This window comes from Klebsiella sp. WP4-W18-ESBL-05, assembly GCF_014169075.1.
GTDB classification, from domain to species: domain Bacteria; phylum Pseudomonadota; class Gammaproteobacteria; order Enterobacterales; family Enterobacteriaceae; genus Kluyvera; species Kluyvera ascorbata_B.
This window is the reverse complement of record NZ_AP022057.1, coordinates 139067-164774: the sequence shown is the minus strand read 5'-3', so window position 1 is coordinate 164774 and position 25708 is coordinate 139067. Positions and strand designations below refer to the sequence as shown.

Here is a 25708-nt window from a genome sequence, read left to right as displayed (position 1 = left end):
CATTTAAAGTATGGCACGCGTAACTGTTCAGGACGCTGTAGAGAAAATTGGTAACCGTTTTGACCTGGTACTGGTCGCCGCGCGTCGCGCTCGTCAGATGCAGGTAGGCGGCAAAGATCCGCTGGTACCGGAAGAAAACGATAAAACCACCGTAATCGCACTGCGCGAAATCGAAGAAGGTCTGATCAACAACCAGATCCTCGACGTGCGCGAGCGCCAGGAACAGCAAGAGCAGGAAGCCGCTGAATTACAAGCTGTTACCGCTATTGCTGAAGGTCGTCGTTAATTACATAGCGGGTCGCCCTTGTATCTGTTTGAGAGCCTGAATCAGCTGATTCAAAACTACCTGCCGGAAGACCAGATTAAGCGTCTTCGGCAGGCCTATCTCGTTGCACGTGACGCTCACGAGGGGCAAACACGTTCAAGCGGTGAACCCTATATCACGCACCCGGTAGCGGTAGCCTGCATTCTGGCCGAGATGAAACTCGACTATGAAACGCTGATGGCCGCCCTGCTGCACGACGTGATAGAAGATACCCCTGCCACCTACCAGGACATGGAGCAGCTCTTTGGTAAGAGCGTTGCTGAACTGGTAGAAGGGGTGTCTAAACTTGATAAGCTCAAGTTCCGCGATAAGAAAGAGGCGCAGGCCGAAAACTTTCGCAAAATGATTATGGCGATGGTGCAGGATATCCGCGTCATCCTCATCAAGCTTGCCGACCGTACCCACAACATGCGCACGTTGGGCTCATTGCGCCCGGACAAACGTCGCCGCATCGCCCGTGAAACGCTCGAAATCTACAGCCCGCTGGCGCACCGTTTAGGTATCCACCACATCAAAACCGAGCTCGAAGAGCTGGGCTTTGAAGCGCTGTACCCTAACCGTTATCGCGTCATCAAAGAAGTGGTGAAAGCCGCGCGCGGTAACCGTAAAGAGATGATTCAGAAGATCCTTTCTGAAATTGAAGGGCGTTTGCAGGAAGCGGGCATCCCGTGTCGCGTCAGCGGTCGCGAGAAACATCTGTACTCCATCTACTGCAAAATGGTGCTGAAAGAGCAGCGTTTTCACTCGATCATGGATATTTACGCGTTCCGCGTAATTGTCAACGATCTGGACACCTGCTACCGCGTGCTGGGCCAGATGCACAGCCTGTATAAGCCGCGTCCGGGTCGCGTAAAAGACTACATCGCGATTCCAAAGGCGAACGGCTATCAATCGCTGCACACCTCCATGATTGGGCCGCATGGCGTCCCGGTTGAAGTCCAGATCCGTACCGAAGACATGGATCAAATGGCAGAGATGGGGGTGGCCGCGCACTGGGCCTACAAAGAGCATGGCGGCGAAAGCAGCACTACCGCGCAAATCCGCGCTCAGCGCTGGATGCAGAGCCTGCTGGAACTGCAGCAGAGCGCCGGCAGCTCGTTTGAATTTATTGAGAGCGTTAAATCCGATCTCTTCCCGGATGAGATTTACGTTTTCACCCCGGAAGGCCGTATTGTCGAACTGCCCGCTGGCGCTACGCCGGTGGACTTTGCCTACGCCGTGCATACCGATATCGGCCATGCCTGCGTCGGCGCGCGCGTCGACCGCCAGCCTTACCCGCTGTCGCAGCCGCTTTCCAGCGGCCAGACGGTAGAAATCATCACCGCGCCGGGCGCTCGCCCGAACGCCGCGTGGCTCAACTTTGTCGTCAGCTCGAAAGCGCGCGCCAAAATTCGCCAGATGCTGAAAAACCTCAAGCGCGACGATTCCGTCAGCCTGGGTCGCCGTCTGCTGAACCACGCGCTGGGCGGCAGCCGTAAGCTTGCGGAAATCCCGCCGGATCATGTTCAGCGCGAACTTGACCGCATGCGTCTTGCCACCCTTGACGATCTGCTGGCTGAAATCGGCCTCGGCAACGCCATGAGCGTGGTCGTGGCGAAAAATCTCCAGCAGGGGGAAGCCACGCCATCGGCACCGGGCGCCTCCGGGCACACCCATCTGCCAATAAAAGGCGCTGACGGCGTACTGATCACCTTTGCCAAATGCTGTCGTCCTATCCCCGGCGACCCGATCATCGCCCACGTCAGCCCGGGTAAAGGGCTGGTTATCCACCATGAATCGTGCCGCAACATTCGCGGCTATCAGAAAGAACCTGAGAAGTTCATGGCAGTCGAGTGGGACAAAGAGACGGCGCAGGAATTTATCACCGAAATTAAGGTCGATATGTTCAACCACCAGGGGGCGCTGGCCAACCTGACGGCAGCCATCAATACCGCGACGTCCAACATTCAGAGCCTGAATACGGAAGAGAAAGACGGCCGCGTTTACAGCGCCTTTATCCGCCTGACCGCGCGCGACCGTGTGCATCTGGCGAATATCATGCGCAAAATCCGCGTAATGCCGGACGTTATCAAAGTCACCCGTAACCGAAACTAGCTTTATGAATCTACAGCGTTATGCGCGTATCCGTGAGATGCTCGCCAGGCGTCAGCCCGATCTGACCGTCTGCATGGAAGAGGTCCACAAACCTCATAATGTTTCGGCGATCGTCCGTACCGCTGATGCTGTAGGCGTTCATGAAGTTCACGCGGTCTGGCCCAGCACCCGAATGCGCCCTATGGCATCGGCAGCGGGCAGCAACAGCTGGGTACAGGTGATAACCCATCCCACTATTGGCGATGCGGTCGGCCATTTAAAGGGCCAGGGCATGCAAATCCTGGCAACACACCTGTCAGACAAATCGGTCGATTTCCGTGAAATCGACTACACCCGCCCGACCTGTATTCTGATGGGGCAGGAAAAAACCGGTATCACCCAGGAAGCGTTAGCGCTCGCAGACCAGGACATCATTATTCCAATGATCGGCATGGTGCAGTCGCTCAACGTCTCCGTCGCCTCCGCCCTCATTCTTTACGAAGCTCAGCGCCAGCGTCAAAACGCGGGCATGTACAGCCGCGATAACAGCATGCTGGCTGACGAAGAGCAGCAGCGTCTGCTGTTTGAAGGCGGCTATCCGGTGCTGGCGAACGTCGCCAAACGCAAAGGCCTTCCCTACCCCCACGTTAACGAGCAGGGCGAAATCGAAGCCGATGCTGCGTGGTGGTCCACTATGCAGGCCACGGAGTAACCGCTATGCAAAGCCGTCTGCTGGATGCCGTTCCGCTCAACACGTTGACCGGCGTAGGCGCCGCGCAGAGCAGCCGACTGGCAAAAATTGGCCTGCACACGGTGCAGGATTTGCTCCTGCACCTGCCGCTGCGCTACGAAGACCGCACCCAGCTTTATCCTATCGGTGAACTGCTTCCCGGCATCTACGTGACCGTGGAAGGCGAAGTCCTGAACTGCAATATCACCTTCGGCGGCCGCCGGATGATGACCTGCCAGATTAGCGACGGCACCGGCATCCTGACGATGCGCTTTTTCAACTTCAACGCGGCGATGAAAAACAGCCTCGCCACCGGGCGACGCGTGCTGGCCTACGGCGAAGCGAAGCGCGGTAAGTACGGCGCGGAGATGATCCACCCGGAATATCGGGTGCAGGGTGACCTCAGCACGCCGGATTTACAGGAGACCTTAACGCCGGTCTATCCCACCACCGAAGGCATCAAACAGGCCACGCTGCGTAAACTGACCGATCAAGCGCTGGATTTACTCGATACCTGCGCCATCAGCGAGCTGCTGCCGCCGGAACTGGCACAGGGGATGATGAGCCTGCCGGAAGCGCTGCGCACGCTGCACCGCCCGCCGCCGACGCTCCAGCTCGCCGATTTAGAAACCGGTAAACACCCGGCGCAGCAGCGTTTAATCCTGGAAGAGCTGCTGGCGCACAATCTCAGCATGCTGGCCTTGCGCGCGGGCGCGCAGCGTTTTCACGCTCAGCCTCTCAGCGCAAGCCGCGAGCTGAAAGATAAGTTTCTGGCTAATTTGCCGTTTAAGCCTACCGGTGCGCAGGCGCGGGTGACGGCTGAAATTGAACACGATATGGCGCTGGATATACCGATGATGCGCCTGGTGCAGGGTGACGTCGGCTCCGGTAAAACGCTGGTTGCCGCGCTGGCGGCGCTGCGCGCGATTGCCCACGGCAAGCAGGTCGCGCTGATGGCGCCGACCGAGCTGCTCGCCGAACAGCACGCTAATAACTTCCGCAGCTGGTTTGCGCCACTCGGCATTGAAGTCGGCTGGTTAGCGGGCAAGCAGAAAGGTAAAGCCCGTCAGGCACAGCAGGAGGCCATTTCCAGCGGCCAGGTGCAGATGATTGTCGGCACCCACGCCATTTTCCAGGAACAGGTGCAGTTTAACGGCCTGGCACTGGTCATCATCGATGAACAGCACCGCTTCGGCGTGCATCAGCGTCTGGCGCTGTGGGAAAAAGGCCAGCAGCAGGGCTTCCACCCACATCAGCTGATCATGACCGCTACGCCAATCCCGCGTACGCTGGCAATGACCGCCTACGCCGATCTCGACACGTCAGTCATTGATGAGCTACCGCCTGGCCGAACGCCGGTCACCACCGTCGCCATCCCGGATACCCGCCGTCATGACATTATCGACCGCGTACGCAACGCCTGCACCAGCGAAGGCCGCCAGGCCTACTGGGTGTGTACGCTAATTGAAGAGTCGGATCTACTGGAAGCCCAGGCGGCGGAAGCCACCTGCGAAGAGCTGAAGCTGGCGCTGCCGGAGCTGAATATTGGCCTCGTCCACGGGCGCATGAAGCCCGCCGAAAAGCAGGCCGTCATGCAGGCCTTCAAGCAAGGTGAACTGCATCTGCTGATTGCCACCACCGTCATTGAAGTGGGCGTGGATGTCCCCAACGCCAGCCTGATGATTATTGAAAACCCGGAGCGCCTGGGTCTGGCGCAGCTCCATCAGCTGCGTGGCCGCGTCGGCCGTGGTGCGGTGGCATCCCACTGCGTACTGCTGTATAAAGCGCCGCTGTCGAAAACCGCGCAAATGCGTCTGCAGGTGTTGCGCGACAGCAACGACGGCTTCGTGATCGCCCAGAAGGATCTCGAGATTCGCGGCCCCGGCGAGCTGCTCGGCACCCGCCAGACCGGCAATGCCGAATTTAAGGTGGCTGACCTGCTGCGCGATCAGGCGATGATCCCCGAAGTTCAGCGCCTGGCACGCCATATTCACGACCGTTATCCGCAGCAGGCGAACGCGCTTATTGAGCGCTGGATGCCGGAAACCGAACGTTATTCCAACGCGTAGCGATACCCACAGCCCGTTAAGGGCTGTGCTAAACTTCGCACAATTTCACTTCCCTGGACGAGTTTGTAATGAGACGAGAACTGGCTATCGAATTTTCGCGCGTCACCGAAGCGGCGGCGCTGGCAGGCTATAAATGGCTGGGCCGCGGCGACAAGAACACCGCCGACGGCGCGGCGGTCAACGCCATGCGTATTATGCTCAACAAGGTCAACATTGACGGCACCATCGTCATTGGCGAAGGCGAAATCGATGAAGCGCCAATGCTCTACATCGGCGAGTCCGTCGGTACCGGGAACGGCGATGCGGTAGATATCGCCGTTGACCCCATCGAAGGCACCCGCATGACGGCGATGGGTCAGGCCAACGCGCTGGCGGTGCTGGCGGTAGGCGATAAAGGCTGCTTCCTCAACGCGCCGGACATGTACATGGAAAAGCTGATTGTCGGCCCTGGCGCGAAAGGGACTATCGACCTCAACAAACCGTTGGAAGAAAACCTGCGTAATATCGCCCGCGCGCTGGATAAGCCGCTGAGCGAACTGACGGTCACCATTCTGGCGAAACCACGCCACGATGGCGTGATTGCCGATCTGCAAAAACTGGGCGTGCGCGTGTTCGCTATTCCGGACGGTGACGTTGCGGCCTCGATTCTGACCTGCATGCCGGACAGCGAAGTCGACGTGATGTACGGTATCGGCGGTGCGCCGGAAGGCGTTGTCTCCGCCGCGGTCATTCGCGCACTGGACGGCGACATGCACGGCCGCCTGCTGGCCCGCCATCACGTCAAAGGCGATAGCGAAGAGAACCGCCGCATTGGTGAAAACGAACTGGAGCGTTGTAAAGCGATGGGCATTGAGGCCGGTATCGTACTGACGCTGGACGACATGGCGCGCAGCGACAACGTGATTTTCTCCGCGACCGGCATTACCAAAGGTGACCTGCTGGACGGCATTACCCGCAAGGGCAATATCGCCACCACCGAGACGCTGCTGATTCGCGGTAAATCCCGCACCATCCGCCGCATTCAGTCGATTCACTACCTCGATCGCAAAGACACTGAAATCCAGCGTCACATTCTTTAACCCGTTTGATCAATTGAGCTTTCCAGCCTTTTCGGGCTGGAAATCTTCTCTCGTCGCGGTGAAGATAAGATAACGAGAATGAGAGGAGATTCGCCATGGCAGATTGGGTTACGGGCAAAGTCGTTAAAGTACAGAACTGGACCGATGCACTGTTTAGCCTTACCGTCCACGCGCCGGTTCACCCGTTTACCGCCGGACAGTTCGCCAAGCTGGGGCTCGACATCGACGGCGAGCGGGTACAACGCGCCTACTCTTACGTTAACGCCCCCAGCAATCCCGATCTTGAGTTCTATCTGGTCACCGTTCCGGACGGCAAGCTCAGCCCACGCCTGGCCGCGTTAAAGCCGGGTGATGAAGTGCAGGTCGTCAGTGAAGCCGCAGGATTTTTCGTGCTGGAAGAGGTGCCCGACTGCGAAACCCTGTGGATGCTGGCAACCGGTACGGCGATTGGCCCCTACCTCTCGATTCTCGAAGAAGGGAAAGACCTGGAACGCTTTAAAAATCTGGTGCTGGTCCACGCCGCGCGCTACGCCGCCGACCTCAGCTACCTGCCGCAGATGCGGGCGCTGGCAGAGCGCTATGCCGGAAAGCTACGCATTCAGACGGTCGTCAGCCGCGAAACAACGCCGGGGATGCTGACCGGGCGCGTTCCCGCGCTGATTGAAAGCGGTGCGCTGGAAGCCGCCGTTGGTTTACCGATGAATGCGCAGACCAGCCATGTGATGCTGTGCGGTAACCCGCAGATGGTGCGCGATACCCAACAGCTGCTGAAAGAGACCCGCCAGATGACCAAGCACCTGCGCCGTCGGCCGGGCCACATGACCGCCGAACACTACTGGTGATCGGCGCGGTACTTCACGGCCTGCGTGTCTTTACCGTATTTATTTTCGCCCTGGGTGCCAACAAATGCGCCCAGGTCTATCAGCATCATGACGATAATCAGCGTAGGAATAAACCGCCCTACGCCCCACTGCCATACGCCGGGCAGCATTGACCAATTACCCGCCAGCAGCATCCACGCCAGCACCATCAGTAGCGCCCAGAGGCCTGATTTCCCGCGGTCGTGCAGACGCTTAATCGTCACCGCCGCTGTCGGCCACAGCAGACACACCAGCATAAATGCCGCCGTTTGCAGATCGACCAGCCCGCCGCCGGCAAGGCTGAACAGCGCCACCATCGTGACGGCCCATATGGCAATCCAAATCCAGAAGTCGCGGCGCCCAATACGCCCTTTAATGGAAAACAACCATTGCTGTAGAGTCATGTAGCCTTTCCTTTATCGTTGTGCCGCGTAGTTTACCCCGAAGTGGGCACATTTTGACAAGCGAGGCGGTTCCCGTTTTAATCGTCATCTGCAAAGAAGAGGACAATTGGCATGAAACACTGGATCACGCTCTGTCTGGCAGGGCTCATCACGCTGAGCTTCAGCCAGGCTTCGCTGTCGGCGGAAAAGCCCGCCGCCGTTGCCCCATACCTGTTGGCGGGCGCTCCGGCGTTTGACCTCTCCATCAGCCAGTTCCGGGAACAATTCAACACGCAGAACCCCGGCCTGCCGCTCGGTGAATTTCGCTCGATTGCCTCCAGCCGGGACCAGCTCACGATTACCCGCGCCGCCAGCAAGATAAATGAAAACCTCTACGCCTCAACGGCGCTGGAGCGCGGCACCCTGAAGATTAAATCTATCCAGATAACCTGGCTGCCCATTCAGGGGCCGGAGCAGAAGGCGGCAAAAAACAAAGCGCTGGAGTACATGAGCGCCCTGATGCGCGCGGTCCTCCCGACGCTAACCAAACCGCAAAGCCAGCAAAAACTGCAAAAGCTGCTATCGCAGGGGAAGGGAAAACATTACTTCGCCAGCACTGAAGGCGCCGTGCGCTATGTTGTCGCAGATAATGGCGAAAAAGGGCTGACCTTCGCCGTTGAACCGATTAAGCTGGCGCTATCTGAAAATCTTGAAGGGGACAATAAATGATAAAAAGCAAAGCCTTCAAAGCGATCAATCTCTATACTGTTTCACAGACCATGCTGCCCTGACGGGCGGCCATATTCCTTAATTCGCTGACAAGCGTGGAGAATCGAAATGCGACATCCTTTAGTGATGGGTAACTGGAAACTGAACGGCAGCCGCCACATGGTACACGAGCTGATTGCTAACCTGCGTACCGAGCTGGCCGGCGTCGCTGGCTGCGGCGTGGCTATCGCGCCGCCGGAAATGTATATCGATATGGCTAAGCATGCCGCTGCCGGCAGCCACATCCACCTGGGCGCGCAAAACGTTGACCTGAACCTGTCCGGCGCATTCACCGGTGAAACCTCCGCTGAAATGCTGAAAGATGTTGGCGCAACCTACATCATCATCGGTCACTCTGAGCGTCGTACCTACCACAAAGAATCTGACGAGCTGATCGCGAAGAAATTTGCCGTGCTGAAAGAACAGGGTCTGATCCCGGTTCTGTGCATCGGTGAAACCGAAGCTGAAAACGAAGCGGGCAAAACTGAAGAAGTGTGCGCACGTCAGATCGACGCTGTGCTGAAAACTCAGGGCGCTGCGGCCTTCGAAGGCGCGGTCATTGCTTACGAACCGGTATGGGCTATCGGTACCGGCAAATCTGCTACCCCAGCTCAGGCTCAGGCGGTTCACAAATTCATTCGTGACCACATCGCGAAAGCTGACGCGAAAATCGCTGAACAGGTTATCATCCAGTACGGCGGTTCCGTGAACGCGGGCAACGCAGCAGAACTGTTCACCCAGCCGGACATCGACGGCGCGCTGGTTGGCGGCGCATCCCTGAAAGCAGACGCTTTCGCGGTGATCGTTAAAGCGGCAGAAGCGGCGAAAAACGCGTAAGATTTTGAACCTGGCCACCGCGCCAGGTTTTAATAAACCGGCCCTATGGCCGGTTTTTTTGTAGGCCGGATAAGCGCAGCGCCATCCGGCAGATGCTCATAGCTTGCCCAGCACCTGATACCACACATAGTCCAGCGGCAACAGCAGCAGATAACTCACCGCTGCCAGCGCCAGACACAGCAACATCCCCGCGCGCGCGGGCACTTTCCCTAGCGCCATCGCCACCACAATCGGTGATGCCTGATACGGCAGCAGCGGCGTCGAGTAGCCCAGTACCTGAATCATGATCACGCTCAGCAGCGGGAAGCCGGTGGCATCCGAGAAGCTCTGAGCAAAGGTGGTATACAGCGCCGGTACGCCGTTGGCGGTCATAATAAAGTTCAGCGCGCTGGTAATGCCGGTCAACGCCAGGAAGCTGGTAAACGGCGCATCCTCACTCAGCGGCATAATATGCAGCAGCGCATTGCCCACCTCATCGCCAATTCCCGTTTGGGTAACGGTGATCGCCAGCCCAAGGATCCCGGCCACATAAATACAGGTACGCATATTCACGCCGCTGGCAAATTCATCGCCGGAAATAAACCCAACGCGCGGCAACAGCGTGACAACCGCCGCCACCAGCCCCGTCCAGGCGGGCCCAATGCCGTGCCAGCTCTCCGTCACCCACAACGTCAGCACCACCGCCAGCAGCCACGCCAGACGCTTCTCCTCACCGCTCATCGGCGGCAGTGGGTCAAGATCGCGGGGCGGATGCGGTTTACCGGGAAACAGCCAGCAGATCAGGCCAATCAGCACCGCGCCTTTCAGCCAGCCCAGCACCGGAGTATGCAGCAGCAGATAAGGTACATAGTTCAGGTGGATCCCATAGGCCCCTTCCGCCGCCCCGCTCATCACCAGGTTAGGTACGTTGGCGGGCAAAATAGTGGCCGAAAGCTGGAAAGTACCGAAACCGACCGCCAGCGCCAGGCCGTACCACGCACGGGTACCGTCCTCAATACCGGCGCGTTTCGCCATCGCCGCCACAATCGGCATCAGCAGCGCGATACGTCCCATATTGGAAGGCATCACAAACGCCAGCGCATAGCTCAGCAGCACGACGCTCGCGACCATCAGTGGCCAGGAGTCCGTCAGCCGCGCCGACAACGCCCGCGCCGCCCGGTCGGCCAGCCCCGTCTTGCGGATGGCAATGCCGAGCACAAACCCGCTAAAAACCAGCCAGAAGGCCGAAGAGGCAAAGCCGCCAAAAATAACGTCCGGCGGGGCAATTTTCGCCGTCATCGCTGCCGCGAAAAACAGCAGCGCGGTAATAAACTCCGGCAGCAGCGACGTCGCCCACAGCAGGATAGTCACGCCAACGATCAGTGAAGGGAGGAAAAGAGGGTGAGAAAACCAGAGCGACATACCTGTCTCCTGTCGTTTTTTTCAGCAAGCATACGACGACAGGCCAGACAGGTAAACGCCAGATTAGGTGGGGTTATTGCAGAATCTCGCAGCGATGATCCTGGATTTCTTCGGCGGAGGCGCGGTTCAGCGTCAGCAGGTTGCGCTCGGTTGCCAGCAGCAACAGCGAGTCATCGCTTTGCTTAACCAACGCCAGCGCAAAACGCCCCATATGATCACGTGCTTCCGGTACTTCTTCCGCCAGCATCAGGAACGGGCTACGCTGCGCCAGCTCATTTTCGGTGACGCGACGCGCCAGATATTCATGCCCCATCAACCCACCCGGCAGCGGTAGCCAGCGGCTGCTAATGGCGGCGATATCACCGTCTAACTGCTCACGAACGTCTTTGCGCAGGCAGGAAATATGGATATGAAAATGGTTTTGCGTCCGCCCGGTACGGGAGTTTATGGTCAGAGAGATCGCGCTATCGGGGACTTCCGCGCCCCGCTTGTCGCTCATGATCATACGACGCTGCCACGCTTGCCAGAAAAAGTTCGGCGTCAGCGGGTCAAGCAGCAGCGGGCTTTCAGTACCATTGATACGGTAGGTTGGCATCAGCAGATACTGCAACGGACCGTTGCGATCTTTAAACAGCACGTAGCCACCCTTCGGGTTCACGTCAGCGCACGGCTTCGGGGTCTGATGCTCGAGCTGGTTGGGTACGCACTGCTCCAGCACAATCTGGCGTAGGGCGTCCGGGTTGCCGGCGTTCAGCCAGTACCAGCCGCCGGCGCCTGCCGCAATGGCCATCACCAGCAGCGCGGCCAGCAGGTATTTTAACCTTGTCATGTGTTCTCCCCATGTTAAACCGAGGGGGAAGAGTAACGCAGTTTTGTGACCAACAGAACATTGGCAGTCTGGCGTGCATTGCCGAATGGCGGCGTAAACGCCTTATCCGGCCTACGAGGCACAAAAAAATGCCCGGCAGATTAGCCGGGCGTTTTTCGAGATTAACGCTTACTGATTTGGTCGAAGGTGCCGCCGTTGGAGAAATGCTCTTTCTGCGCTTTCGTCCAGCCGCCGAACTCATCGTCGATGGTAAACAGCTTCAGTTTCGGGAACGCGTTTTCATACTTCTTCGCCACCGCCGGGTCACGCGGACGGTAGAAGTTCTTCGCCGCAATCTCCTGGCCTTCAGGCGAGTAGAGGTACTTCAGGTAGGCTTCCGCCACCGCGGTCGTGCCTTTTTTCTCCGCCACTTTGTCGACCACGGAAACGGTCGGCTCGGCGAGAATCGACTCGCTCGGGGTGACTATCTCGAACTTGTCTTTACCCAGCTCGGTTGTCGCCAGCAGCGCTTCGTTTTCCCACGCAATCAGCACGTCGCCAATGCCGCGTTCTACGAAGGTGTTGGTGGAGCCGCGCGCGCCGGAGTCCAGCACTTCCACGTTCTTATACAGCGCCTTCACGAAGTCCTGCGCTTTAGCCTGGTCGTTGTTGTTGTGGTGCAGGGCGTAGCCCCAGGCCGCCAGGTAGTTCCAGCGAGCGCCGCCGGAGCTTTTCGGGTTCGGGGTAATCACGGAAACGCCCGGTTTGATCAGATCGTTCCAGTCATGAATCTGTTTCGGGTTGCCTTTACGCACCAGGAACACGATGGTGGAGGTGTACGGCGCAGAGTTATCCGGCAGGCGTTTGATCCAGTTTTTGTCAATACGCCCGCGCTCGGCGATGGCGTCAACGTCATAGGCCAGCGCCAGGGTCACCACGTCGGCATCAATACCGTTGATGACGGAGGTCGCCTGCTTACCGGAGCCACCGTGGGACTGACGAATCAGCACGTTATCACCGGTTTCTTTTTTCCAGTGCGCGCTGAACGCCTTGTTATATTGCTCATACAGTTCACGCGTCGGATCGTAAGACACGTTCAGTAATTGAATATCCTTAGCCAGTACGCTGGTGGAAGCCAGCAAAAGAGTCAACCCTACGCCCCACTTGTTCATCGCCCGCTCTCTTATCTGTTGTGTTGTAATGGGGCTAGCCTGCCAGAAATCTAACCAATGATTAAAGAATAAAAAAAGATTGATTATGCAGTTTTGAAATATATGAAAGCGGACTCAGCGCGGATGCGCGAAATCACTCAGCGGGGGAAAATCAGAAGGGAAAAGCTTCCCCAGGAAGTTAGCAACCGCCCGGGGAGAGGTGGAATCAGACTTCTTCCATGCGGCCCAGCAGCGCCTGCAGACGATCCTGCCAGCCGCTCTGCTGTTCTTTCAGCTGGTTGTTTTCACGTTCCAGCTCTTCACGGCTATGCTGTGCAGCCTGTACATCCTGCGCCAGCGTGTTGTTCTTTTCTTTCAGCTCTTCGATTTCCATCTGCAACAGCGTGATGGTATCAATCGCCTGCTGAACTTTCGCTTCCAGTTTCTCAAACACTTCTAATGACATCGTCATACCTCTCCTGATCTTGCAAGGCGTTGATATCGTCCCGGAACCCCGGTGACGCCTTAACGTAAATAAGCGCACGGCTTGTGGTCGATTGTATGAAGCCCAGTAGCCCCTGTCCAGCGCCAGAGCCTGTAGATTGCGGTTCTCCGCAATTTTCGGTCTAGACCTGGAGCATAGACATCAATACTCATTAAATTGTTTACTGTTTAACAAGCGAAATGTTCCCTTCCTCACACTTTTCGTTCCAAAACTGTGCGTTTTTTGGCGCGAAAACGCTCATTTCTTGACGTGACACACACATTTCAATTTCGATATTTCTCGTTTACGCTCGTTAACGATAAATTAACACTATGCCTACAAGGCAACATGAGCGTCGCGAACGCTTATGCACACAATAATCATCAATTAGTCTTCAGGATTCCGATTATGAGCCAGACATCAACCTTAAAAGGCCAGTGCATCGCAGAGTTTCTCGGTACCGGGTTGTTGATATTTTTCGGCGTGGGATGTGTTGCTGCGCTGAAGGTCGCCGGTGCGAGCTTCGGCCAGTGGGAAATCAGTATCATCTGGGGTCTGGGCGTGGCGATGGCCATCTACCTGACCGCTGGGGTTTCCGGCGCGCATCTTAATCCGGCAGTGACCATTGCCCTGTGGCTGTTCGCCTGCTTCGACGGCCGCAAAGTCGTGCCGTTTATCGTTGCCCAGTTTGCTGGCGCCTTCTGCGCCGCCGCGCTGGTCTACGGTCTGTACTACAACCTTTTCATCGACTTCGAACACACGCACAATATGGTGCGCGGCAGCGTAGAAAGCCTTGAGCTGGCGGGTATTTTCTCCACCTATCCAAACCCGCATATCAATTTTGTGCAGGCATTCGCGGTAGAAATGGTGATTACCGCTATCCTGATGGGCGTTATCCTGGCGCTGACCGACGATGGCAACGGTATTCCGCGTGGGCCGCTGGCACCGCTGCTGATTGGCCTGCTGATTGCAGTTATCGGCGCCTCCATGGGCCCGTTGACCGGCTTTGCGATGAACCCGGCGCGTGACATTGGGCCAAAAGCCTTCGCCTGGCTGGCAGGCTGGGGCGACGTCGCCTTCACCGGCGGCAAAGATATCCCGTATTTCCTGGTGCCGCTGTGTGCGCCAATCGTGGGCGCGGCGCTGGGCGCATTCAGCTACCGCAAGCTGATTGGCCGTCACCTGCCCTGCGACACCTGCGAGGTTGAAGAGCCGAAAGCGGCCTCCAGCCAGAATCAACACAATGCTTCGCTGTAATCTGACTACGGAACGTTCATTATGACTGACAAAAAATATATCGTTGCGCTCGACCAGGGCACCACCAGCTCCCGCGCCGTCGTTATGGATCATGACGCCAATATCATCAGTGTTTCACAGCGCGAATTTGAACAAATTTATCCAAAGCCAGGCTGGGTTGAGCATGACCCTATGGAGATTTGGGCGACCCAGAGCTCCACACTCGTCGAAGTGCTGGCAAAAGCCGACATTAGCTCTGACCAGATTGCCGCTATCGGTATTACCAACCAGCGTGAAACGACCGTCGTGTGGGAACGCGAAACCGGTAAGCCGATTTACAACGCCATCGTCTGGCAGTGCCGCCGTACGGCGGATATCTGCGAGCAGCTCAAGCGCGACGGTATGGAAGAGTACGTGCGTAGCGCCACCGGCCTGGTGGTCGACCCGTACTTCTCCGGAACCAAAGTGAAGTGGATCCTCGACCACGTTGAAGGCTCCCGCGAGCGCGCAAGACGCGGCGAACTGCTGTTCGGCACCGTCGACACCTGGCTTATCTGGAAAATGACCCAGGGCCGCGTGCACGTTACCGATTACACCAACGCTTCGCGCACCATGCTGTTCAACATCAACACCCTTGAGTGGGATGACAAAATGCTGGACGCGCTGGATATTCCGCGCGCCATGCTGCCGGAAGTGCGCAAGTCATCCGAAGTGTACGGCCAGACCAACATAGGCGGCAAAGGCGGTACCCGTATTCCTATCGCCGGGATTGCCGGTGACCAGCAGGCGGCGCTGTTCGGCCAGCTGTGCGTGAAGGAAGGGATGGCGAAAAACACCTACGGCACCGGCTGCTTTATGCTGATGAACACCGGTGAAAAAGCGGTGGCTTCCAGCCACGGCCTGCTAACCACCATCGCCTGCGGCCCGCGCGGTGAGGTGAACTACGCGCTGGAAGGTGCGGTGTTTATGGCTGGCGCTTCTATTCAGTGGCTGCGCGACGAGATGAAGCTGATTAGCGACGCCTTCGACTCCGAATACTTCGCCACCAAAGTGAAGGACACCAACGGCGTGTACGTGGTACCGGCGTTTACCGGCCTCGGCGCACCGTACTGGGACCCGTACGCTCGCGGTGCCATCTTCGGTCTGACCCGCGGCGTGAACTCGAATCACATTATCCGCGCGACGCTGGAGTCTATCGCCTACCAGACGCGTGACGTGCTGGAGGCAATGCAGGCCGACTCCGGCATTCGTCTGCACGCCCTGCGCGTCGACGGCGGTGCGGTTGCCAACAACTTCCTGATGCAGTTCCAGTCCGACATTCTGGGCACCCGCGTAGAACGCCCGGAAGTCCGTGAAGTCACGGCGCTGGGCGCGGCCTACCTTGCTGGCCTGGCGGTCGGCTTCTGGCAGAATCTGGATGAGCTGCAGGAGAAAGCGGTCATTGAGCGCGAATTCCGCCCGGGCATTGAGACAACCGAGCGTAACTTCCGCTACAGCGGCTGGAAAAAAGCGGTGAAACGCGCGCTGGCGTGGGAAGAGCACGAAGAATAAGACAACGTGCAGAGGTATGTAGGCCTGATAAGCGAAGCGCCATCAGGCAAAAAAATGCCGGAGCCGACCTCCGGCATTTTCACATTAAGCAAACATCGGCAGCATCAAATACAGCTTAATCACCAGGGCATTGACGATATCAATAAAGAACGCGCCGACCATCGGCACCACCAGGAACGCCGTATGCGACGGTCCAAAACGCTCGGTAATAGCCTGCATATTGGCAATCGCCGTAGGCGTCGCGCCTAAACCAAAACCACAGTGCCCCGCGGCCAGCACCGCCGCATCGTAGTTTTTGCCCATCATCCGGTAGGTCACGAAAATGGCGTACAGCCCCATTGCCATTGCCTGCGTGGCCAGAATCACCAGCATCGGCAGCGCCAGCGACGCCAGCTCCCACAGCTTCAGGCTCATCAGCGCCATCGCCAGAAACAGCGACAGGCTCACGTTGCCCATCACCGAAACCGCGCGTTCAAACACGCGATAAAAGCCCAAAAGCGCCATCCCGTTGCTGAGGATCACCCCCACAAACAGCACGCAGACGAAGGTTGGCAGCTCCAGCGCCGTGCCTGCCAGCAGTTGCGCAATGACTTTACCTGCCGTCAGACAAATAGCGATCATGGCGATCGTTTCAATCAGCACCAGCGAGGTAATGCTGCGCCCGACGTCCGGTTTTTCAAACGCCGTCGGTACGGCCTGGTCATCCGGCGTTCCATTCGGCGACGACGAATGCTTCACCAGATAACGCGCCACCGGGCCGCCAATCAGGCCGCCGAGCACCAGACCAAACGTGGCACAGGCCATCGCCACTTCGGTAGCATTGGCAAACCCGTAGCGCTCGATAAACAGTTTACTCCACGCCGCGCCGGTACCATGACCGCCGGAGAGAGTAATAGAACCGGCCAGCAGACCCATCAGCGGGTCCAGCCCCAGCAGCTTCGCCATACCGATGCCCAGCGCGTTTTGCAGCAGCAGCAGCCCGACCACCACGATCAGGAACGTACCCAGCACTTTGCCGCCCGCGCGCAGGCTGGCGATATTAGCATTCAGGCCAATGGTGGCGAAGAACGCCAGCATAAGCGGGTCCTTCAGGCTCATGTCGAAGTCAATCTCCCAGCCGATACTCTGCTTTAATACCAGCAGCGCGAGCGCGACCAGCAGGCCGCCCGCAACGGGCTCGGGGATAGTGTATTTTTTGAGAAGGGGGACACTCTGGACCAGCTTGCGTCCGAGCAGCAACACCAGCGTTGCGGCAACGAGCGTCGATAAGGTATCAAGATGAAACATAATTACAGCTCCTTACTAAACGCATGATCCATTCATACGCGACCAATTTCCGATGTCGAGATCGCCTCCTCATGAGACGTCGGCCCAAAGTTTAAGCTCGAAAAGCGCGAAAGTGATAGAAAAAGGTACGATTTGTCCTCATTTTCGTTAAGCGACCCGATTAAGCCCTGCTTTTTGTCCGCCTATTTTCCGCAATTTTTCATGGTTACTGAATGCAACCGTTTGCTTTTACCAACCAGTCGGCTAAAATCGCCACTTTTCCACCACGAGATAGCCTCTGAGATGTCCTCTAACACACTCGATCAAGCCAATGCGCAACCGATTGCGCATAAGCAAACCAGCGAACTGATTTACCGCCTGGAAGACCGTCCGCCGCTTCCGCAAACCCTGTTTGCCGCGCTCCAGCACCTGCTGGCGATGTTTGTGGCGGTGATCACCCCAGCGCTGCTGATCTGCCAGGCTCTCGGCCTCCCGGCTCAGGATACCCAGCACATTATCAGCATGTCGTTATTCGCTTCCGGTGTGGCATCTATCATTCAGATTAAAGCCTGGGGCCCGGTGGGTTCCGGTCTGCTGTCGATTCAGGGCACCAGCTTCAACTTCGTGGCGCCGCTGATTATGGGCGGCACGGCGCTGAAAACCGGCGGTGCGGACGTGCCAACCATGATGGCAGCGCTGTTCGGTACCCTGATGCTGGCCAGCTGTACAGAGATGGTGTTATCTCGCGTACTGCATCTGGCACGTCGCGTGATTACGCCGCTGGTCTCCGGCGTGGTGGTAATGATTATCGGCCTGTCGCTGATTCAGGTCGGCCTGACCTCCATCGGCGGCGGCTACGCGGCGATGGCCAACAATACCTTCGGCGCGCCGAAAAACCTGCTGCTGGCGGGCGTGGTGCTGGGCATGATTATTCTGCTTAACCGTCAGCGTAACCCGTACCTGCGCATCGCCTCACTGGTCATCGCCATGGCGGCGGGCTACCTGCTGGCATGGTTCCTCGGCATGCTGCCGGAAAACACCACGCCGTCGAACACCAGCCTGATTATGGTACCGACGCCGTTGTACTATGGCTTAGGCATCGACTGGAACCTGCTGCTGCCGCTGATGCTGGTGTTTATGATCACCTCGCTGGAAACCATCGGCGACATTACCGCCACCTCTGACGTTTCCGAGCAGCCGGTCTCAGGCCCGGTCTATATGAAACGCCTGAAGGGCGGCGTGCTGGCAAACGGCCTCAATTCCTGCGTCTCTGCGGTGTTCAATACCTTCCCGAACTCCTGCTTTGGCCAGAATAACGGTGTGATTCAGCTAACCGGCGTCGCCAGCCGCTATGTGGGCTTCGTGGTGGCGCTGATGCTGATCGTCCTCGGCCTGTTCCCGGCGGTCAGCGGCTTTGTGCAGCACATTCCGGAACCGGTACTCGGCGGGGCAACGCTGGTGATGTTCGGCACGATCGCCGCGTCGGGCGTGCGCATTGTCTCGCGCGAACCGCTGAACCGCCGCGCCATCCTGATTATTGCGCTGTCGCTGGCCGTGGGTCTGGGCGTTTCTCAGCAGCCGCAGATCCTGCAGTTCGCCCCGGACTGGCTGAAAAACCTGCTTTCTTCCGGCATCGCAGCCGGCGGTATCACCGCTATTATCCTGAACCTGATCTTCCCGGCCGAAAAAGAGTAACCCTCTGCGCGGCAGTGGCAACGCCCACTGCCGCCGACATCGAATAATACGATTCCCGCCTTGAGGATTGCGCATAAATCATGCATAACAGGTTTATGTGCCCTTCTCAGGACGGAAGATCATGAAATTTCTTGGAAAGCTCATTATCTGGCTGCTTATCGCCCTGCTGCTGGTGATTCTGGCCTTCTACTTTCTGCTGCAAACGCGCTGGGGCGCGCGCCATATCAGCCAGTGGCTAAGCGACAACACGGCATGGCAGGTGACGTTCGACGCCATGGATCACCGCTTCTCCTCCCCTTCGCACATCCTGCTGCAAAACGTCACCTTTGGCCGCGACGGTAAACCCGCCACGCTGGTCGCGAAAAGCGTGGATATTGGCCTGAGCTCACGGCAGATTACCGATCCGCTGCACGTCGACACCATTCTGTTACAGGACGGTACGCTGAACCTGTCGCCCGCCGCCGCGCCGCTGCCGTTTGCCGCCGATCGCCTACAGCTCAGTAATATGGCGCTAAACAGCCCGGAAACCGGCTGGGCGCTCAGCGCACAGCGCGTTTCGGGCGGCGTGATGCCGTGGGCGCCAGAAGCGGGTAACGTGCTGGGGAAAAAAGCGCGGATTCAAATGAGCGCCGGTTCGCTATCGCTGAACGGCGTGCCCGCCACCCAGGTACTGATTGAAGGCGAGATTAACGGCGGCGAAGTCACCCTGACCACCGTCGGCGCGGATATTGCGCGCGGTTCACTCACCGGCAACGCCCGCCGTAGCGCCGACGGCAGCTGGGTCGTGGACAATCTGCGCCTCAACGACATCCGCATGCAAAGCGATAAACCGCTGCGCGACTTCCTTGCTCCCCTGGCCACCGTGCCATCGCTACAGATTGGCCGCCTCGACGTCACCGATGCCCGCCTGCAGGGGCCAGACTGGGCGGTGACCGACCTCGACCTGAACCTGCGCAACCTGACGCTCAGCCAGGGCAGCTGGCAGAGCACCGACGGTAAAATCTCACTCAACGCCAGCGAATTCATTTACGGCTCGCTGCACCTGTTCGACCCGATCCTCAACGCCGAATTCTCGCCGCAGGGCATTGACCTGCGCCAGTTTACCTCACGCTGGGAGGGCGGCATGGTGCGCAGCGCTGGCCACTGGTACCGTAACGCCAATGCGCTGGTGCTGGATGACGCGGTGTTCGCCGGGCTGGAGTACACGCTGCCGGAAAACTGGAAAACGCTGTGGATGGAACAGCTGCCGCCGTGGCTGGAGAGCGTCACGCTGAAAAAATTTGGCGCCAGCCGCAACCTGGTGATTGATATCGACCCTGACTTTCCATGGCAGGTGACCGCGTTAGACGGCTACGGCGCCAATCTGCAGCTGGTGAAGGGCCACCGGTGGGGCGTATGGGGCGGTAGCGCAACGCTCAACGGCGCGGCGGCAACCTTCAACCGCATTGACGTGCGTCGCCCGTCAATGACGCTGAACGCCGATGCGTCGAACGTGAATATCAGCGAACTGAGCGCCTTTACCGAGAAAGGGATTCTGGAAGCCACCGCCACGGTATCACAGCAGCCGCAGCGCCAGACAAGTATCACGCTCAACGGCCGCGGCGTACCGCTGAATATTCTCCAGCAGTGGGGGTGGCCTGCGCTGCCTATCGACGGCGATGGCAATATTCAGCTTACCGCCAGCGGCAGCGTACAGGCGGACGCGCCGCTGAAACCCACGGTGAACGCAAAGCTGCATGCGGTGAATATGGCGAAGCAGGAAGTTACCCAGCAGATGCAGGGTGGCGTGGTTTCGGTCGCTGCCGGCGCGCCGGTTACGCCATAACCTAAGGGGGCGGAAACGTCCCCACCCTGCACGATTGACTATCCAATCAGTGCGGTTTAGCGCTAGCGCGGCAATCAGTGCTATCTTTCGCTAATAAGCCACATAGATAGCACTTTCCTCTTTATTTTAATCGCCCTTATCGTGGTTAAACCAACATCAATCACGAATCCAGTGTCAACCGCCAACACAGAAAAGCAAACGTTTGCTTTTGGGTCTGGATCACAACCATCCCGATGACGATAATCGCAGCCCTGCACGCTGCCGCCGCGTCTACCAACCCGCGGCGCACGCGCACTTTTCTTTTTTTATCTCTGTAGACAAGGTATTAGCATGAAGACGTATCGGGCAGCAGGTGCCGTCAAACCATCACGATTCGCCGGTGGTCTCACCGCCCTGGCCGCACTTGCCGCACTGGCGCTTCCCGCCAGCGCAGAAGCCGCCCTCTCCTTTAAGCCCGACAGCGCCTGTTTTGATGCCGAAGGCAACGTCAGCAGCCTGAGCGACGCATTCAGCTGCGGTAAAGTCAGCGGCAGCGTTCGTGCGCTGTATTACACCACCCACAATGCGTACTTCGCCAAAGGGTTTAACCAGGACACCGTGAGCTACGGCGGCTTCGTGAAGTATGAAACGGCCCCGCTGTATGGCTTCAACGTTGGCGTTAGCGGCCTGTTCCTGCGAGGGATCGACCACCCGCCGGAAGATCGCGTCATCAGCGATATCGGCGACAACCAGACCAACATCGGTGAAGCCTACCTCAACTGGCGCTACGGTGATTTTCGTCTCACCGGCGGCAACCAGCGCCTGGATTTACCGTTTGTCGGCGATTACGACTGGCGCATCACGCCAATTCTCTATCAGGCGCTGGATATGCAGTACGGTAGCGGCGACGACTTCCTGCGCGCCACCAAAATCTGGCGTTACAAGGGCTGGGGGAGCGACCAGGTTCAGCGCACCACCGCCTACAGCGACGTGACCGAAGAAACCAACGGCATGTGGGCCGTCGGCGCGGGCCGTCACCTGATGTGGGATGACAAAAAGCTGACCGGCCAGATGTGGTACGAAAGCTACGCCGACTTCTCCAACATCTTCTACACCGAAGGCCACCTCCAGTGGCAGCAGGCGCTGTTTACGCCGGACGTGGCGCTGCAATACATTCGCGGCACCAGCGAAGGCAAAGCGCTGGCGGGCGAAGTAGACAACCATTCTTACGGTGCGCAGCTGTCGCTGAACTTTACGCCTTCACTCTCCTGGGCGGCGGGTTATAACCACATTGCCGCCAGCGGTGACAGCTATGGTAACGGCTCGCTGGTGACGCCCTATGCCCACAACAGTTCATCCGGTCCGTACTTTGCACAGCCGTACTTCACCAGCACCCAGGACCTGGGCAGCGGCGATGCCTATGCCACCAACGTGAACTGGAATGCGAACGACAACCTGACGCTGGGCGCACGCTACTCCTGGATGGATCTGACGCCAACGGTGAATTCCGGCAGCCTGCGCCAGTCCGAGTACGTGATGTACTTTATCTGGAATTTCCAGGGCGCGCTGAAAGGGCTGAGCCTGAACGATTTCGTCGGCGTGCAGACGTCGCCGCTGTATGAGAAGGATTTCTGGCAGAACCGCTTAACGCTGCAATATGACTTCTAACCGGCACTAAACAATCCCCTCTCCCCACCGGGGAGAGGGTTAGGGGGCTCACAGAATTAGAGCGTAATCACCAGCTCATTGCCCTGCGCGGTCACCACCACGCCCAGCTCGCTGCCTGCCGGGCTTCCGCCCTGCACGCCCGCTACCTGCTGGATATTGCGCAGGCACAGCGTCCAGCCGCTGGCTTTGCCGTTGCCTTTCACCGTTATCACCTTACCCTGACGTCTCGCGCTCAGCGTATACACCACGGTGCCATCGGCCGCAGGCACTTCACATACCGCTTCATGCCCGTCCTCAAGGTGGAACAGCTGGAACGCGGTGCCTTCATGCCATGCGTAGTTCGGCACCTGGCTGTTATTACCCAGCGCCAGCAGGGTGTTGTCGCGCACATAGACCGGCAGGCTCATAAAATCATGCTGCTGTTTATGCCAGCGGCTGCCCTGCACTTCGTCGTTGTGCCACAGGTGCGTCCAGCGGCCTTCCGGCAGGTAGAACTGCACGTCGCCCGCCTCCGAGAACACCGGCGCCACCGCCAGCGAGTCGCCGAGCATGTACTGGCGGTCGAGGTAATCGCACGCCGGGTCGTCCGGGAACTCCAGCATCATCGCACGCAGCATTGGCGTGCCCTGCTCGTTGGCCAGCGCCGCCTGACGATACAGGTACGGCATCATGCGGCACTTCATTTCGGTAAAGTAGCGCACCACATCGCAGGACTCTTCGTCATACGCCCACGGCACACGATAGGATTTGCTGCCGTGCAGGCGGCTGTGGCTGGAGAACAGGCCGAAGGCGCACCAGCGTTTATAGACATCCGCCGGGGCAGTGTTTTCGAAGCCGCCAATATCGTGGCTCCAGAAACCGAAACCGGACAGGCCAATCGACAGGCCACCGCGCAGGCTTTCCGCCATCGATTCGTAGTTGGCGTAGCAGTCGCCGCCCCAGTGCACCGGGAACTGTTGCGCGCCCACGGAAGCGGAACGGGCGAACAGCACAGCCTCTTCCACACCGACGGTCTCTTTGAGCACGTTCCACACCAGTTCGTTGTAGATATAGGCATAGTGGTTGTGCATTTTCTGCGGGTCGGCGTCGTTGAACCATCGCACATCGGTCGGGATACGCTCGCCGAAGTCGGTTTTAAAGCAGTCGACGCCCATCGCCACCAGGCCTTTCAGCTTGTCGGCATACCACCGGCAGGCTTCCGGGTTGGTGAAGTCATAAATCGCCAGCCCCGGCTGCCATTTGTCCCACTGCCAGACGGAACCGTCCGGGCGCTTGAGCAGATAGCCTTTCTCTTTCAGCTCTTTGAATATTGGCGATTTCTGGCCAATATACGGGTTAATCCACACGCAGACCTTCAGCCCTTTGTCTTTCAGGCGCTGAATCATGCCTTTCGGGTCCGGGAAGGTCACCGGGTCCCACTCGAAGTCGCACCACTGGAAGGCCTTCATCCAGAAGCAGTCAAAGTGGAAGACGTGCAGCGGCAGGTTGCGCTCGGCCATACCATCGATAAAGCTGTTGACCGTCGCTTCGTCGTAGTTGGTGGTGAACGAGGTGGTCAGCCACAGGCCGAAAGACCACGCCGGCGGCAGCGCCGGGCGGCCGGTGAACTGGGTATAGCGGTTCAACACCTCTTTCGGGGTTGGGCCGTCGATGACAAAGTATTCCAGATACTCGCCTTCGACGCTGAACTGCACTTTGGACACCTTCTCTGAGCCAATCTCAAAGGAGACGTTTTCCGGGTGATTCACCAGCACGCCGTAGCCGCGGTTGGTCAGGTAGAACGGGATGTTTTTATAGGACTGTTCGGTGCTGGTGCCACCGTCTTTATTCCAGGTTTCAACGTTCTGGCCGTTGCGCACCAGCGCGGTAAAGCGCTCGCCCAGGCCATACACGGTTTCGCCGACGCCCAGATCCAGACGCTCGAACATGTAGTTGCGATTGTCATTGCTGTCCTGCACATAGCCGTTGTTTTTCAGCTGGCTGCCGGTGATCCGCACGCCGTTGCGCAGGAAATCCAGCGACCAGAACTCACCTTTGGTCACGCGCACGCTGAGGTTGCCGCTTTTCAGCTCGGCAAACCCGGCGGTGTTTTGCATCTGTACCTTCACGTCTTTCAGCACGTTCAGCGGGTAGTGCGGGCCGTTATCCAGCACGCCCTGGAAATGCTCGATGCGTACGCCCACCACGCCCTCTTGCGGTGAGAAAAAACGCAGGGTAAACATCGGTGTATCCAGTTGCCACGTGCGCTCGCGGACGTCGCGCGGCGCCACGTAGACCACCATTTCATTCCCTTGCTGTTCAACATCAAACACCTGAACAGGATGAATTAAATTCAGACCCGGCTGGGTCAACCAGTTTCCATCACTGATCTTCATGGTTCGTCCTCTTAATTGCCTGTGTTCTGATTTGTAGGTACGCGCCATTGCTGCCGTTCGCGGCGCGCTGATACCGGTTACACTTTTGTAAACCATCCGCTCAGCAAGGTGAATTGCGATATCTCGTTATCAAATTACGTTTCTTGATTTATGTGATCTGGGTTGGCGAGAAGAGTATGTACAGGTGTAACTCACTGATTTATCAGATATTTCTCACGCTAACGCACGCAGGTGAGTAAAAAGATGCTGAAAAATGTAAGTAAAGATGTGGTAAGCGGTTGAAAGTAGCTATAATGCGCCCCGCCTCCATGTAGCAATCGAGGCGCGGAAGATCGTCGTCTCCGGTGAGACGATTGGACTTCATTTCCAGTGGTAGCCGCCTGCGGCTCCCGGCAGGTTCGACTCCTGCGGTCTCCGCCAAAATTCACGCGTATCTCCCCCAAATCATCTCCCCGTTTTATCTATACGCTTTCTTAGCGATGCCCTTTGTGACTGATACTGTCCCGGTTCGTTTACGCCGTAAGCCTGCGCGTCCAGCGGTCTATAAACACGAGGCTAAATGCCCGCCAGAGGGTCAAATATTCGGTCATCGTGATGTTTTTTACGCCATTCAACGGGCAAGACGTGCGGTAAAGCGCGCGCTGCGCGGCAGACGAAAAATGTAACCATAGGAAAAATAATGGTTTTATCTGGAATGCCAGAGAGCGCAACGGCAACAGGGCGAAAAATGTGCCCTTGGGGGATGTGGTAAATGATTGAAAGTAGATATAATGCGCCCCGCCTCCATGTAGCAATGTAGGCGCGGAAGATCGTCGTCTCCGGTGAGGCGGCTGGACTTCAAATCCAGTTGGGGCCGCCAGCGGTCCCGGGCAGGTTCGACTCCTGTGATCTTCCGCCAGTTTGCCTCTACTGAACTCTCCCGAAGTCAATAAACTCCCTTTTAATCCCTTATATATCAAGCCTTCCCTTTATCCCGAAATCAACCGACTTCAATCCGCATCAAGTTGTTTTTGGGGGTGCTTTAGGGGGTGTTATTTCCTCTTAAAATATCAGCACCCCCATAATGGAAAAAATGTGATACATAACAACGGCTTTTAACAACATCTTTGTTATACAAGGGGTGCATTGGGGGTATCGGGTTAGTT

20 protein-coding genes and 2 tRNA genes are annotated in these 25708 nt (G+C 57.8%); 15 read left to right on the top strand and 7 right to left on the bottom strand.

Going from position 1 to position 25708, the window contains the following annotated elements; all coding sequences use genetic code 11:
* Positions 1 to 10 precede the first annotated feature (10 nt).
* The 6 genes from rpoZ (at position 11) to fpr (ending at position 7118) form a co-directional block, all read left to right on the top strand.
* Positions 11 to 286 carry a DNA-directed RNA polymerase subunit omega gene (gene rpoZ / locus H7R58_RS00780; protein ID WP_000135058.1) on the top strand — a complete coding sequence of 92 codons (276 nt, stop codon included), beginning with the start codon at positions 11 to 13 and terminating at the stop codon, positions 284 to 286.
* Between the two features lie 18 nt (positions 287 to 304).
* A complete protein-coding gene (gene spoT, locus H7R58_RS00775; protein ID WP_106924946.1) occupies positions 305 to 2419 on the top strand; it encodes a bifunctional GTP diphosphokinase/guanosine-3',5'-bis pyrophosphate 3'-pyrophosphohydrolase in 2115 nt (704 codons plus the stop codon).
* 4 nt (positions 2420 to 2423) lie between these two features.
* On the top strand, positions 2424 to 3110 hold the full coding sequence (gene trmH, locus H7R58_RS00770; RefSeq protein ID WP_106924945.1) for a tRNA (guanosine(18)-2'-O)-methyltransferase TrmH: 687 nt from the start codon (positions 2424 to 2426) through the stop codon (positions 3108 to 3110).
* 5 nt (positions 3111 to 3115) lie between these two features.
* On the top strand, positions 3116 to 5197 hold the full coding sequence (gene recG, locus H7R58_RS00765) for an ATP-dependent DNA helicase RecG (protein ID WP_106924944.1): 2082 nt from the start codon (positions 3116 to 3118) through the stop codon (positions 5195 to 5197).
* Between the two features lie 68 nt (positions 5198 to 5265).
* On the top strand, positions 5266 to 6276 hold the full coding sequence (gene glpX, locus H7R58_RS00760) for a class II fructose-bisphosphatase (RefSeq protein ID WP_106924943.1): 1011 nt from the start codon (positions 5266 to 5268) through the stop codon (positions 6274 to 6276).
* Between the two features lie 95 nt (positions 6277 to 6371).
* Positions 6372 to 7118, top strand: a complete 747-nt coding sequence (gene fpr / locus H7R58_RS00755; protein ID WP_106924942.1) for a ferredoxin--NADP(+) reductase — start codon at positions 6372 to 6374, stop codon at positions 7116 to 7118.
* On the opposite strand, the gene H7R58_RS00750 is transcribed toward fpr, so the two are convergent.
* Positions 7109 to 7540, bottom strand: coding sequence for a DUF805 domain-containing protein (locus tag H7R58_RS00750; RefSeq protein ID WP_106924941.1), 432 nt, complete (start codon positions 7538 to 7540; stop codon positions 7109 to 7111). The two genes, fpr and H7R58_RS00750, sit on opposite strands and share 10 nt — an antisense overlap.
* A 111-nt stretch (positions 7541 to 7651) precedes the next feature.
* Between H7R58_RS00750 and H7R58_RS00745 the strand changes: the two genes are divergently transcribed.
* Both H7R58_RS00745 and tpiA read left to right on the top strand, forming a co-directional pair.
* Positions 7652 to 8248 carry a DUF1454 family protein gene (locus tag H7R58_RS00745; RefSeq protein ID WP_106924940.1) on the top strand — a complete coding sequence of 199 codons (597 nt, stop codon included), beginning with the start codon at positions 7652 to 7654 and terminating at the stop codon, positions 8246 to 8248.
* Positions 8249 to 8356: 108 nt separating this feature from the next.
* Positions 8357 to 9124, top strand: a complete 768-nt coding sequence (gene tpiA, locus H7R58_RS00740) for a triose-phosphate isomerase (protein WP_106924939.1) — start codon at positions 8357 to 8359, stop codon at positions 9122 to 9124.
* 96 nt (positions 9125 to 9220) lie between these two features.
* Here the strand turns inward: tpiA and H7R58_RS00735 are convergent, their stop codons facing one another.
* From H7R58_RS00735 to zapB, 4 genes are all read right to left on the bottom strand, one after another.
* Positions 9221 to 10525 carry an SLC13 family permease gene (locus H7R58_RS00735; protein ID WP_106924938.1) on the bottom strand — a complete coding sequence of 435 codons (1305 nt, stop codon included), beginning with the start codon at positions 10523 to 10525 and terminating at the stop codon, positions 9221 to 9223.
* Between the two features lie 73 nt (positions 10526 to 10598).
* Positions 10599 to 11354, bottom strand: coding sequence for a CDP-diacylglycerol diphosphatase (locus H7R58_RS00730; protein ID WP_106924937.1), 756 nt, complete (start codon positions 11352 to 11354; stop codon positions 10599 to 10601).
* Between the two features lie 161 nt (positions 11355 to 11515).
* Complete coding sequence (gene sbp, locus H7R58_RS00725) at positions 11516 to 12505, bottom strand: sulfate/thiosulfate ABC transporter substrate-binding protein Sbp (protein WP_182929805.1); 990 nt, start codon at positions 12503 to 12505, stop codon at positions 11516 to 11518.
* A 205-nt stretch (positions 12506 to 12710) separates the two neighbouring features.
* Positions 12711 to 12956, bottom strand: coding sequence for a septal ring assembly protein ZapB (zapB, locus tag H7R58_RS00720; RefSeq protein ID WP_106924935.1), 246 nt, complete (start codon positions 12954 to 12956; stop codon positions 12711 to 12713).
* A gap of 420 nt (positions 12957 to 13376) precedes the next feature.
* On the opposite strand from zapB, the gene H7R58_RS00715 reads away from it, so the two are divergent.
* Positions 13377 to 14225: an MIP/aquaporin family protein gene (locus H7R58_RS00715; RefSeq protein ID WP_106924934.1), complete on the top strand. Its 849-nt coding sequence runs from the start codon at positions 13377 to 13379 to the stop codon at positions 14223 to 14225.
* A gap of 21 nt (positions 14226 to 14246) precedes the next feature.
* On the top strand, positions 14247 to 15755 hold the full coding sequence (glpK, locus tag H7R58_RS00710) for a glycerol kinase GlpK (protein ID WP_106924933.1): 1509 nt from the start codon (positions 14247 to 14249) through the stop codon (positions 15753 to 15755).
* A gap of 84 nt (positions 15756 to 15839) precedes the next feature.
* Here the strand turns inward: glpK and gltS are convergent, their stop codons facing one another.
* Positions 15840 to 17042, bottom strand: coding sequence for a sodium/glutamate symporter (gene gltS / locus H7R58_RS00705; RefSeq protein ID WP_106924932.1), 1203 nt, complete (start codon positions 17040 to 17042; stop codon positions 15840 to 15842).
* 282 nt (positions 17043 to 17324) lie between these two features.
* Between gltS and H7R58_RS00700 the strand changes: the two genes are divergently transcribed.
* The 3 genes from H7R58_RS00700 to H7R58_RS00690 all read left to right on the top strand — a co-directional run bounded on the left by H7R58_RS00700 (position 17325) and on the right by H7R58_RS00690 (position 22188).
* On the top strand, positions 17325 to 18716 hold the full coding sequence (locus H7R58_RS00700; RefSeq protein WP_106924931.1) for a nucleobase:cation symporter-2 family protein: 1392 nt from the start codon (positions 17325 to 17327) through the stop codon (positions 18714 to 18716).
* 121 nt (positions 18717 to 18837) lie between these two features.
* On the top strand, positions 18838 to 20541 hold the full coding sequence (locus H7R58_RS00695) for an AsmA family protein (RefSeq protein ID WP_182929804.1): 1704 nt from the start codon (positions 18838 to 18840) through the stop codon (positions 20539 to 20541).
* A gap of 330 nt (positions 20542 to 20871) precedes the next feature.
* Complete coding sequence (locus tag H7R58_RS00690; RefSeq protein ID WP_182929803.1) at positions 20872 to 22188, top strand: OprD family outer membrane porin; 1317 nt, start codon at positions 20872 to 20874, stop codon at positions 22186 to 22188.
* A 56-nt stretch (positions 22189 to 22244) separates the two neighbouring features.
* On the opposite strand, the gene yicI is transcribed toward H7R58_RS00690, so the two are convergent.
* On the bottom strand, positions 22245 to 24563 hold the full coding sequence (yicI, locus tag H7R58_RS00685) for an alpha-xylosidase (RefSeq protein ID WP_106924928.1): 2319 nt from the start codon (positions 24561 to 24563) through the stop codon (positions 22245 to 22247).
* Between the two features lie 326 nt (positions 24564 to 24889).
* Here yicI and H7R58_RS00680 point away from each other — a divergent pair.
* Both H7R58_RS00680 and H7R58_RS00675 read left to right on the top strand, forming a co-directional pair.
* Positions 24890 to 24983, top strand: a tRNA-Sec gene (locus H7R58_RS00680).
* Positions 24984 to 25366: 383 nt separating this feature from the next.
* Positions 25367 to 25461: transfer RNA gene (locus tag H7R58_RS00675), tRNA-Sec, on the top strand.
* The last annotated feature ends 247 nt before the right edge of the window (positions 25462 to 25708 follow it).